This is a genomic window from Halalkalibaculum sp. DA384, assembly GCF_043951955.1.
Taxonomy (GTDB): domain Bacteria; phylum Bacteroidota; class Rhodothermia; order Balneolales; family Balneolaceae; genus JAMQKA01.
In genome coordinates, this window is sequence record NZ_JBINJE010000003.1 from 192,988 (window position 1) to 204,795 (window position 11,808).

The window sequence follows — 11,808 nt, forward strand, 5'->3', positions numbered from 1 at the left end:
CTCTTTAGAGACCTATCCTTTGCAATATTTTAAAACTCGTTAAGTTGAACTAAGATAATATTTCTATACAATTTATTACAAACTTCTTCTGTCAAGTAAAAAAAGGAAGCCGACCCAGCGGCCGGCTTCACATTTTTAAACAGCAACGGATCATGCATCCTGTGCGGTCACGGCTTCAGGTTTGCTGGAACAGGTGCACGTCTCGCTGGGGGAACGGAAAACTGATACCCTCCTTGTCGAAACGCTGCTTTATTTTCTTGGTCAAATCGTACCGCAGCGGCCAGATCTGCTCAGTAGCAGTCCACGGGCGTACGAACAGGACCACGGCATTGTCCCCGAGACTTCCCACGGCAATAAGCGGCTCCGGCTCGGAAAGAACCCGCTCATCCGCATCCAGAATTTCTTTGATGACAGCCATCGCCTCATCAATGTCGTCTTCATAGCTTATACCGATCTCCATGTCGACGCGCCGGGTGTTGTGGCGCGTGTAATTTTCAATTTTCCCACCCCAGATCTGGGAGTTTGGCATGGTGACGCCGATATTATCGAAAGTGTGCATCTCGGTTACAAACAGGCCGATCTCATCGACCACCCCGGAGGTACCCCCGATATCCACAGCGTCTCCCACATTGAACGGGCGAAGTACCAGCAGCATAAAGCCGGAAGCGATATTGCTCAAGGTGCCCTGCAGGGCCAGCCCGATGGCCAGTCCGATCGTACCGAGCACGGCAATAATACTGGCCGTTTCCACCCCAAACTTGCTCAATACCGCCAGGATGGTAATAACGAGCACTATAATTTTTGTACCCTTCACCAAAATGGGTGATATGGTGTCATCAATTCGTTCGGTTTTGGCGGTAGCCTTACGTACTCTCTTGCTCAGCCAGTTTGCCACGATCCAACCGACAATCAATATGCCAAGGGCCCCGATCACATCAAGGCCGTAGGTGGCAAGATCTTCCCTGACAGTCTGCCATAGTGTATTGATATTCTCCATCATTTCTCCTGTAATTTTGAATTAGGCTGTACTAAAAAATTAAGGCAGCATTTCGAAATGCTGCCTTAAATTAGATAAATATTATGTTAATTGTGTTTTCTACCCTTTCAGGATAGAACGCACTTCTGAAAATCCCTCTTTCGCATCCTTCCACAGGACTTCAGCATCCTCTTTTATTTTTTCGAAGGTTTCTTCGCCTGAATCTTTAATGCGATCCAGTTTTTCGTTCAATTCACTGCGCCTGGCTTTTAGCTCTTCAAGCCTGTCGGAAATCTTTGTCTTGATCTCCTCCGACTCTCCCTGCGCTTTTTCCTGCAGGGTGTCGATCTGCTGATTCCATTCACGCAACTGTTTTTCGAGTTTTTCGATATACTGTTCTCGAGTGGCCATAGTGACCTCCTCTGGTATTTAATGATTTAAAGTTAACAGGGAACCGGTATTGCCGAATATCGATATTTTCAACCTGGTCACCTTAGTCTTCAAGGTGGCTGCGAAGCATCCATGCGGCTTTGGAGTGCACATTAAGGCGCTGGGTGATCAGATCGATGGTAGCCTCGTCATCTGCTTTTTTAGGGGCTTCCAGCGCTTCCCGTGCGGTGCGGATCACCTGCTCGTTGGCAATGGCCAGCCGGCGCACCATCTCCAGGGCTTTCGGCTTCTCGGGATCCTCCTTGATTGAGGTCAGCTGGTTAAATTCCTTGAACGAGCCGGGAGATTTGTGCCCGAGTGCCCGGATCCGCTCGGCAATCTCATCGATGGCTTCAGCCAACTCGGTATACTGCTGCTCAAACTGCTCATGCAGCGGATGAAAAAGTTCGCCGGTTACATTCCAGTGATAGTTGTGCGTCTTCAAATAGACCATGTACGAATCGGCCAGCAAGTGCGACAACCCTTCTGCAATCGCTTTCCGATCCTCTTCGCTTAGCCCGATATTGATTTCCATATCCATGACTCCATCTTTGTTGCTCATCGTATAATACCTCCTAATAATTTTGTTGAATAATGAATGCTGTTGCCTGCTTCATATTGCTTTTCGACAAGCTGGCAACAGACCGCTCGCAGACAATTTTTCTTTATCTTTGCTTGTTCCTGCATTGGCTTTGCAATTCACTATTGACTACATCAAAAGCGGGAAAATCATTCCTCTTTTTCGATAGGAACTTCCTATATCCGGCATAGAAAGGACAAAAGAGAAACAGCAAATTCAGGATTCTTCGGCACGCTCCCGGTTCCACCGGAACCGGTCGATGAGACGGAGCATATCAGCCGGTATTTTGGCCTCGTAAGACACCTTTTTACCCGTACGGGGATGCTCAAACGCCAAACGGTAGGCGTGGAGCGCCTGGCGGTTGATGAGCGGCTCTTGCTCCTCTTCGGGCGCATAGTGCTGGTCTCCCACCAGCTGGTGACCGATCTCGTTGAACTGCACGCGAATCTGATTTTTCAGTCCCGTGTCAAGGTAGACCTCAACCAGGGTGTTCTCCGCAAACCGCTCTCTCACTTTGTAGGTAAGATGGGCATACGTGGCACCCTCTTCCTCCTTGTCTACCACAATATTCCGAAAGCCCTCCTTTATCAGCTTCAGGTAGTGAATCAGCTCTCCCTCATCCTCCTTCAACACGCCGCGAACAATAGCAAGGTAACAGCGTTCGGGTGTATGATTTTTAAACTGCTCCAGCATGTTGTGATGCGCGCGTTCATTCTTGGAAAATACCATGAGTCCGCTGGTATACCGGTCTATGCGATGCACGCTGCCCACGCGCACCCCATGCCTGCCAAGATGTTCGGCAACAAGGTCGAAAAGGTTTTTAACATTGCTGTTTGGGATGGGAACCGAAAGGAGACCGGCGGGTTTGTCCACCACAAAGATATCCTTGTCCTGGTGAACGATATAAAATTCTCTTTTTCTACCCATAGATGAAGTGAAGTCCTTGTCCGGTATTGTTATGTTAAACTGGTAGGGAAGAGCCCGTCTTACCCTTCCACACCGTGAACTTCCCTCAGAATGGCCTTTGCATCTTTGTCCTCATCCTGCATAACCCGGTGCTGAAGATTGGTAATAATCTCCTGTTGTGCCTGTTCAAAAGCGGCTTCTTTGGCTTCTTCTTTTGTACCGGTCCGGATCAGGTCGTATACGTCATCGGCACGCACAACGCTGTACAGCTTATCCTCGTTAAAAGCGTGCGAGCGCAGCTCTTCGTATTCCTTGAAAACGCGGGGGAAATCCTCGCTATTGTCAGCCCGTGTAATAATTTCTACATCTTCCGGTCCTTCTGCACTTAACGGAGTTTTACAGAGATAAAAGTAATTTTGCTTGTAAATCATATTGAAAGGTGACTTATAGGTTCGCTAATGTGGTTATTGGTTAATTAGTATAGTCGTTATTTGTGCGAGACTACGTGCTGGAGTTTGGGTTCATGCCCTGTTAAATCACTCAAAAATCCAACAGCGTACGGCTTGCTGCCATATGAATCTGATCGTCATAACACCAGATGACATCCGATTTTCACAATAACCGAATTAAAATATTCGTATTTAGTATTTTATATTTGCCTGCGTCTAATATAGGTATGTTTTCCGTTTTTTGAATCCTTGAATTATTACAATCTTGCAGTAACGCAATGCAAGCCAGCCGTTGTCAGTCCGGATCGCTGCAGGTTAGCAGAAAACAAGTTTGGCAGCACATGAATAAAACGGAATTCAAAGATGTAGTTCTGAACAACAGGCCGGCATTTTAATTAAAGAACAAAACAAACAGCGCTTCCGAAAACCATTTACCAGTTGAATAACTTTCTTCCCATGTCAAATATCAGATATTGGATTCCCCTTTTTCTGGGTCTGTTGCTATTTACCTCCTGTTCAAGCACTGCCAGCCTTCAGCAGCCGGATTCCTCCCGTGATGCAGCAGGGGAGCTTCCCGACCTCTCGACCCATTATCTTTTCGGCGACACCCCCAATGATGCCGGCATGTGGCTACTGCCCCAAATTGAGGGTGCTGTTCATGCCGAAATGGCTTCCAAGGGTCTGCGCCTATCCTCCGATGAAATCTACAGCCCCAACACTCCTTCACTAAACCAGGCCATTGTTCGCCTGAATATCGGTGAAGGCGGCGGAGGGACGGCCTCTTTCGTCTCGGAACGGGGACTGCTGTTGACCAATCATCACGTAGCCTACGATGCCATCACCTCGGCAAGTACGGCCCGGCAGAACTACCTTGAGCAGGGATTTTACGCTGAGAACGGAGCAGAGGAAATTCCGGCTGAGGGGTATTCCCTTTATATCCCGGTTGAACAGACCGAAGTAACGGAACGGATCAGCGCTAAGATCCCGGATACCCTCAACAATTATGAACGCAGCGAGCTGGAACAGCAGGTCCGGCAGCAGCTAATTCAGCAGCGAAAAGAGGGCAACCAGGACCTGGTGGTAGAGATCGACGATTACTGGGCCGGCAATCGCCAGTTTATGGCTGTTTACAAAGTGATCCGGGACATCCGGCTGGTGTACGCCCCGCCCTCGTCCATCGGTAAATATGGCGGGGATGTAGACAACTGGGAGTGGCCGCGCCACACCGGTGATTATGCTTTCCTTCGCGCTTACGTGGGCCCCGACGGCAGCGGTAGAACCTATGATGAACAAAACATCCCATTTACGCCCTCACGACACCTGGCTATTGACGCAGACGGAGCGAAACCAACCGAATTTACCATGACCCTGGGGTTTCCCGGTTCCACCTACCGCTACCAGAGCAGCTATGCATTCAGCTTTTACCAGAATGTGCGCAATCCCGTAATGATCAAGGCGTTCCAGGCGATCCACGATGCGATGGAGTATGCGGCGGAGCAGGATGAGGATGTGAGAGTTGAGCAGGCCTCTGACCGCGCCTCGGTAGCAAACACGCTAAAGTACCTCAAAGGTGTTCAGGATGGATTTGACAAGTACGGAATCGTGCAGCGAAAAAAAGAACAGGAACAGCAGTTCCGGCAGTGGGTGGAAAGTGATTCGGCCCGCGATCTGCGCTACGGGCGTGTACTCAGCCAGCTGGAGCAGGCATTTGATATCGCTTCGCAAACTGGGGATCTGCTGTATGGCACCTATTATGCACTAAACAACAGCACGCTTTTGCAGGCCGCCGGTTTGTATGACGACTATTTTACCTACGTTGAGCATCCCGACAGTCTCTCCTTTAGTGCCGGCCGAAAAGACACCCTTTTGATGCAGCACCGCCAGATGCTGGAATCGGTCAACCCCGAGGCCCAAACCATGATGCTGCAGCAGATGCTCCATATCATGGCATCGTTGCCCGCCGGCAAAAAACCACTCTTTTTCGTTGATCTTTTCTCAGATAAAAAGGGGGATGCGCTGGCAAAAGCGATCAATCATTATGTAGAAGACCGGCTGAAAAAATCGATGATTTACAGCCCCGCCCAGGCGGAACAACTCCTTGCTTCTCCTGTCGGAAAGTCATCCCCCCGGCCGGTCGACCCGCTGGTAGAGCTGTATCGTGCCATGTATGAGGCTTTTGAATTTAGCCGTAACAACTACTCCCAGCATTTTGCCTACCTTAATCCTGCCCGCGAACGGTACGTGGAGGGCATGCAACAATTCCGGCAGGACTCCACAGAATATCCCGATGCCAACTTCACGCTCCGGCTCAGCGGGGGACGCGTACTCGGGTACAGCGCCACCGACGGCCTTTATAATTCGCCCTACACCACATTTGAAGGGATGATCGCCAAAGACACCGGTAAGGAGCCGTTTGATGCCCCGCAGGAGCTCGAGGACTACTACAAAAACAGGTATACAAAGGATCCCGCCTCCGTTCCCTATACAACGGAATCCGGTCACCTTGTTGTCAACCTGCTGACTACGAATGACATAACGGGAGGGAATTCCGGGAGTCCACTGCTGGACGGTGACGGAGAGATTGTGGGTATCGCCTTCGATAGCAACTACGAGGGGGTAATTGGCGACTACTATTACGACCCCGACCTTAACCGTACCATCAACGTAGATATCCGCTACATGCTGTTTTTGATGGAGGAGTACAGCAGGGCCGACCGGCTGCTGGAAGAACTGGATATCATACGGAATAACCCGGCGAATGCACTGCCGGAAGCCGCGGAATAACAAACTTCCGTGCAGCCAATTGAATTGCAGGAAAGCGTTGCAAAACCAGGGGATTTGTCCAAGATCAACCCATGAGCCCATTCAAAACCGAAGCTTATACCTCATAAATGAGGATTTCAAATGTGCAAAAATGACGAAATTGGGCAGAACTATGGTCTAGCAACGCCCTGCCCAAGGCAGGAGGGCTGTTATTCTCTATCTCAGACCTGCACCTTCCGGCCCAATCGCGAGAGCCACGCGATTGGGCCACCCTCCTCAAAGAGGGACTCGTTTCTTGCCATTTCAACGCAAACAGGCATTCTGGTTGAGATCCTTATGTCGAATTCAGGTTATCCTACTCTTACGTCCACAACGTTTAAAGCCTGTTGAAGAGGAGAAGTCCCGGTTTTTACTTCCTCTTTTTGCTTGCTTTAAACGACTGGTAGTGCTCTTCAATCTCCTCGACCGAATCACCGCCGAATTTTTCCAGGAAAGCGTTCGCGATTACCGGGGCGATCACATTTTCGATTACGACCACCGCTCGAGGCAGCGCACATACATCAGAGCGCTCGTAGCGGGTATCCATCTCCTCCTTCGTATTCATATCCACGGTCTTCAGGGGCGTGAGCATGGTGGGAATCGGTTTCATCACCCCGCGAATGACTATTGGCATGCCGGTGGTGACGCCTCCTTCGAAGCCGCCAAGCCGATTGGTCCGGCGCCGGAACGCTCCATTTTCATGGGTGATTTCGTCGTGGACCTGATGTCCCGGGCGGCGACCGGCCTCAAAGCCGAGCCCGACCTCCACCCCTTTCATCGCCTGAGTACCCATGATGGCCTGGGCCAGCTGACCTTCCAGCTTGCGATCCCAGTGCACAAAACTGCCCAGCCCGGTGGGCACACCCGTTACTACAACCTCCCAGTGGCCGCCGAGTGAACTTCCCTCTTTTCTCCAGTGCTTGATCTCTTCGCGCATTTTGCGGGTCAGCTCCTCATCGAGGCAGCGCACGGGAGACTCGTCAGCAGCCCGAAATATCGTTTCGGCCCCCTTCTCCATCAGGGGATCGGCAACGGCACGCACATCCTGCCACTCATCTTCATATCCCACGCTGCCGATACGAATTATATGACCGCCGATTTCGATACCAAAATGCTTGAGCAGTTTCCGTGCAATCGCACTTAATCCCACGCGCATGGCCGTCTCGCGGGCGCTGGACCGCTCAATAGCCGGCCGTATGTCGTCATACCGGTATTTCTGAACCCCCACGAGATCGGCATGTCCCGGCCGGGGGACGGTTATCGGGTCTACATCTTCGCCGTCTCCCTCCTTGTTCATTACTTTGGGCCAGCCGGTGTCATCTTTTTCAAACGCACGGTTGGGCAGCTGCAGGGCGATGGGGGTTCCCATCGTTTTCCCAAACCGGACGCCCGACAGTATTTCTGCTCTATCTTTTTCAAATGCCATCCGGCCACCGCGGCCATATCCTTTCTGGCGGCGCGCCAGGTGAAGGGCAATTTCATCTTCTGTAATCGGGAGACCGGCGGGAATACCTTCTATAATTCCGGTTAGTTGTGGACCGTGCGATTCTCCTGCTGTTATATATCGAATCATGCTGTAGTAGGGTAAAACGGGTTGTTAGATTGCAATTTTCTATCCTGTACGCCAGTTCACAAACTTCCTTATTTGCTGTAAATCAACCGCACAGGCGGGTTTAATATTCAGAGGATTTAATCTTTCATACCTGGGTTTTCCTTTATTTTCGCCGTCAGGTCTCAATATCAATATGCTCGTGCTTAATATAATCATGGCGGGAGACCCGCTCTTCCAGGGTGCGCGTATCATCACAGCCGCTTTCGCGCAGCTGCTCAATTCGGTCAACATCTCCAAGCACAACGAGGGAGTCCCCAACCTCGATACTATCACTGCTGCCCGGGTTAAACTTGATGCGACTTGCATCTCCCTCGGGAATTATGGCAATGATAACGACAAAATATTTTTCCCTGATTCGCGCTTCTGAAAGTGTTTTTCCAGCCAAATCGGACCCCTCGAACACTTTTACTTCATCAAAAATATGGTCCTGGGTAGTTCCCCCGAGAATTTTATCCATGAACTGATCCACATGCGGACGCAGTATCACGTTGGCCATCCGGTCGGCGCCGACCTCATAGGGAGAGATCACCTTGTTGGCCCCTGAACGCAATATTTTTTTTGTGTTGGAGCGCTGGTTGGTACGTACCAAAATAAAAATATCTTCGTTGAGTTCGCGCGCAATCAGCGTTACAAATACATTATCCTGATCGCGCGAAAGCGTGCATATAAGCCCTTTGGCCCGTTCAATACCCGCTTCAATCAGCACATTTTCTTCCTGCGCATTTCCTTCCACGTACAAGAGCCTATCCTCTTTGATTCGATCAATGCTGGTATCCCGGTTCTCCACCACCACTATCGGGATGTCCGCATCCCGCAACACCTGCCCGATACGGTGCCCGATGCGGCCATATCCACAGATTATGTAATGATTCTCCATCTTTTCCAGCTGCTTCTTCATAGCACGTTTTCTAAAAATTTCACTTTCAAATATAAGCTGTGTTGTCTGAGAGGCAATATACGATATTACCCCGATTCCCATCACAAACAGGGCCATCGTGTGGACCCGCCCCGCGTTGGAAAGGTTCTGCAGTTCGGAAAACCCGATGGTCGTTATCGTGATGAAGGTCATGTAGAAGCCATCAAAAAAATCCATACCTTCTATGAGGTGATATCCCGCCGACCCCACCAAAAAGATGATGCATAGAATACCGGTGGCCCCCAGTATCCTGAAGGCGACAATATTATTTATAATATCATTATAGATATTTCTCACGGTGTTTAAACGAACTGGTCGGAAATTAAGTTGACAATATAGCCGAAAAATAAAGCGTATGAAATGAAAACCACTTGTAAATTTAATAGTTTCCACCCCTGAAAATATAAACCGAAACACCCGAATGGAAGCTCTAGAGAAACTGGGACAATACGGACTGCTGCTTTATCGCGCACTTCGATCTTCCTATGAGTATAATAATTACAAAAACAACCTGGTCAATGAACTCGTTAAGATAGGCTATGAGTCGTTACCCATAGTATTGTTGACGGGGGTATTTACCGGGGCCGTTATGACGCTTCAGACGGCCTACCAGCTCGAAATCGCCTATGTTCCGCAGTCGGTCATCGGCGCTATTGTTTCGGAATCGATCTTGATTGAGCTTGCAGCCGTGATTACCAGCCTGGTACTGGCAGGCAAGGTGGGCGCACGCATTGCCACCGAGCTGGGAACGATGCGGGTAAGCGAACAGATCGACGCGCTGGAGTCGATGGGATTCAACTCCGTTTCGTTCCTGGTGGTACCACGCGTTCTGGCGGGCCTCATCATGTTTCCGATACTTTATATCGTGGCCTCGGCATCGGGTATTTCCGGCGGACTCGTCGCCGCTGTAGTTTCCGGTGCTGTGCCGGCGGCCGAATATATGCAGGGGGCCCGCGAGTTTTTCTATCCCTGGGATGTCTCCTTTGGCCTGCTCAAAGCGTTTGTATTTGGCTACGTAATCACGTCAATATCATGCTACAAGGGATATTTTGCAACCGGTGGAGCCGAAGGGGTGGGAAACAGTACGACCCAGGCCACCGTATTAAGTTGTATATATGTTTTGCTGGCAGATTTCTTATTAGCCGCCATAATGTTGTAAATTGCAGGATTATATGATCGAGATAAAAAATCTAACCAAAAGCTTCGGCGACCTCCTGGTCTGGCAGGACGTCTCCTTCGATATTGAAGACGGGGAAACCCTGGCCATTATCGGTCGGTCGGGCTGCGGCAAGTCGGTGCTGGTGAAACACCTGAACGCGCTGATGTATCCCGACTCCGGCAAGGTGTTTATCGACGGCGAAAATGTTTTCGAGCTGGAGTACGTAGAGCTTCGCAAAATGCGCCAGCGATTTGGCGTTCTGTTCCAGGGATCGGCCCTGTTCGATTCGATCAATACATTCGAAAACGTGGCCTTCCCGATGCGGTATTTTACCGATTTTTCGGAGGAGAAGATCACCGAGAAGGTCCATGAGGCTCTCGAAATGGTAAATCTGCTGGAAGCGGCCGACAAAGACACCAGTGAGCTTTCGGGCGGAATGCGCCGCCGCGTGGCCCTGGCCCGCGCTACCGTGCTCCAGCCTGACTTTTTGATTTACGACGAGCCGACCTCGGGACTGGATCCCCAAACCTCCGATGAGATAAACGCGCTAATCACCTCAATGGCGAGCAATCTTAACATCACCTCTATTGTGGTAACGCACGACATCCACAGCGTACTGGATATTTCTGACAAGGTCGCTTTCCTGCACGAACAAAAACTGTGGTGGCACGGGCGTACCGACAGCATGAGCAGCAGCGGCAACAAAGAGCTACTCGACTTTATAAAGGCAAGTGAATATCAAATAAAAACAGACAAGGAGAATTTCATTGGCAAAAATCAGTAACGAACTGAAAGTTGCAATCACCATCATCGCGTCGCTGGTTGTGGCGTTTCTCGGGTTCAGAGTCATGCAAGACATGCCGGTTTTCCGGCAATCCCATAAAATAAACGCCTATTTCGACCGTGTGGACGGCCTCAGTGCAGGAAATTATGTGTATATCAACGGTGTAAAGGTCGGTTCTGTCAAACAGATCGAGCTGGCGGGGGGAGACAGTGTGCTTGTAGGGATGACATTCGATCTCGGTGTTGACATCCCCAGGGGATCTGTAGCCGTACTCGAGTCATCGGGACTTCTCAATGAAAAGGCAATTATCATCCAAAAAGGCACATCCGACGAGCTGGTCCCCTACGACGGGTACATCAAGGGGCGGTACGAGGGCGGCATGATGGAGACCCTCCAAAACGAGGGTGAAAAGCTGAGCAGCAATGTCTCCTCCTCATTCAACAAGCTTAATACACTGCTGGAACAACTCAACCGCACGCTGACCAAAGAAAACAGGGGCAGGATTGAACAAACGCTTTCCAACCTTGAGTCTACTTCAAACAACGTTTCCGAACTTGTCAACGGCAAGCGCGATGAGCTGGAGTCCAGCATCGATCACGCCAACTCCATATTGGCCAACATTGACACGCTGACCACCGACAACCGGGAGCAGATCGACTCCGCACTGGTTCAAATGAACAGCTCCCTGCAGGAGGTTGAACTCCTGAGCAAAGAGCTGACGGAAACCTCGAACCGGCTGAATACCATTATGGGTAAAATTGAGAATGGAGACGGCACGCTGGGCAAACTGGTCAACGATCCCTCCCTTTACAACCGTTACGACAGCCTGGCTGCGGAAATGAAAACTCTGATCGAAGGTATCAACAAGGATCCTCAGAAATATCTCAAACACATGCGGCTTATAGAGGTTTTTTAGGGATGTGAAGTGACGAAACCGGTTTAAACAACCCTTGCAGAGGACTCGACAAAACATTCGAATCATGTAACCTAATGGTTAGACATCAGGTTCTGAAAAGACTCTTGCAAACAATACTTTGGGCCTTGACCCGTAATAGAATTAACTTCGAACCCTTAATTGCTCTTAGTTCAGGCTTCTTGTATATTTACAAGCTTTATACAGGCTGTTACGAGGCCATTTGTAACGATTTTTTAAACTGAAATTTGTAGTAGATACGAGGTTTTTTGTTATGGGCGT

At 49.9% G+C, this 11,808-nt stretch carries 11 protein-coding genes; 4 read left to right on the forward strand and 7 right to left on the reverse strand.

Annotated features, from left to right (window positions below; genetic code table 11):
• Positions 1–175: 175 nt before the first annotated feature.
• From ACG2E4_RS03205 to ACG2E4_RS03225, 5 genes are all read right to left on the reverse strand, one after another.
• The gene (locus ACG2E4_RS03205) at positions 176–997 is read right to left on the reverse strand and encodes a mechanosensitive ion channel family protein (RefSeq protein WP_395275688.1); all 822 of its coding nucleotides are present in this window, start codon (positions 995–997) and stop codon (positions 176–178) included.
• Between the two features lie 99 nt (positions 998–1,096).
• Positions 1,097–1,387, reverse strand: a complete 291-nt coding sequence (locus ACG2E4_RS03210; RefSeq protein WP_395275689.1) for a hypothetical protein — start codon at positions 1,385–1,387, stop codon at positions 1,097–1,099.
• Between the two features lie 82 nt (positions 1,388–1,469).
• Positions 1,470–1,967, reverse strand: a complete 498-nt coding sequence (locus tag ACG2E4_RS03215; RefSeq protein WP_395257328.1) for a Dps family protein — start codon at positions 1,965–1,967, stop codon at positions 1,470–1,472.
• A gap of 234 nt (positions 1,968–2,201) precedes the next feature.
• Positions 2,202–2,912 carry an RluA family pseudouridine synthase gene (locus ACG2E4_RS03220; protein WP_395275690.1) on the reverse strand — a complete coding sequence of 237 codons (711 nt, stop codon included), beginning with the start codon at positions 2,910–2,912 and terminating at the stop codon, positions 2,202–2,204.
• 59 nt (positions 2,913–2,971) lie between these two features.
• A complete protein-coding gene (locus tag ACG2E4_RS03225; protein WP_395275691.1) occupies positions 2,972–3,322 on the reverse strand; it encodes a hypothetical protein in 351 nt (116 codons plus the stop codon).
• A 474-nt stretch (positions 3,323–3,796) separates the two neighbouring features.
• Between ACG2E4_RS03225 and ACG2E4_RS03230 the strand changes: the two genes are divergently transcribed.
• A complete protein-coding gene (locus ACG2E4_RS03230) occupies positions 3,797–6,124 on the forward strand; it encodes a S46 family peptidase (protein ID WP_395275692.1) in 2,328 nt (775 codons plus the stop codon).
• Between the two features lie 388 nt (positions 6,125–6,512).
• Here ACG2E4_RS03230 and aroC read toward each other — a convergent pair whose 3' ends face one another.
• Positions 6,513–7,715 carry a chorismate synthase gene (gene aroC / locus ACG2E4_RS03235; protein WP_395275693.1) on the reverse strand — a complete coding sequence of 401 codons (1,203 nt, stop codon included), beginning with the start codon at positions 7,713–7,715 and terminating at the stop codon, positions 6,513–6,515.
• Between the two features lie 154 nt (positions 7,716–7,869).
• Positions 7,870–8,967 carry a potassium channel family protein gene (locus ACG2E4_RS03240; protein WP_395257338.1) on the reverse strand — a complete coding sequence of 366 codons (1,098 nt, stop codon included), beginning with the start codon at positions 8,965–8,967 and terminating at the stop codon, positions 7,870–7,872.
• A 124-nt stretch (positions 8,968–9,091) separates the two neighbouring features.
• On the opposite strand from ACG2E4_RS03240, the gene ACG2E4_RS03245 reads away from it, so the two are divergent.
• From ACG2E4_RS03245 to ACG2E4_RS03255, 3 genes are read left to right on the forward strand one after another with little or no spacing between them, the layout of a single operon-like run.
• The gene (locus ACG2E4_RS03245; RefSeq protein ID WP_395275694.1) at positions 9,092–9,829 is read left to right on the forward strand and encodes an MlaE family ABC transporter permease; all 738 of its coding nucleotides are present in this window, start codon (positions 9,092–9,094) and stop codon (positions 9,827–9,829) included.
• A 13-nt stretch (positions 9,830–9,842) separates the two neighbouring features.
• Positions 9,843–10,613, forward strand: a complete 771-nt coding sequence (locus tag ACG2E4_RS03250) for an ABC transporter ATP-binding protein (RefSeq protein ID WP_395257342.1) — start codon at positions 9,843–9,845, stop codon at positions 10,611–10,613.
• Positions 10,597–11,529 carry an MlaD family protein gene (locus ACG2E4_RS03255; protein WP_395275695.1) on the forward strand — a complete coding sequence of 311 codons (933 nt, stop codon included), beginning with the start codon at positions 10,597–10,599 and terminating at the stop codon, positions 11,527–11,529. Before ACG2E4_RS03250 ends, ACG2E4_RS03255 begins: the two co-directional genes overlap by 17 nt.
• The last annotated feature ends 279 nt before the right edge of the window (positions 11,530–11,808 follow it).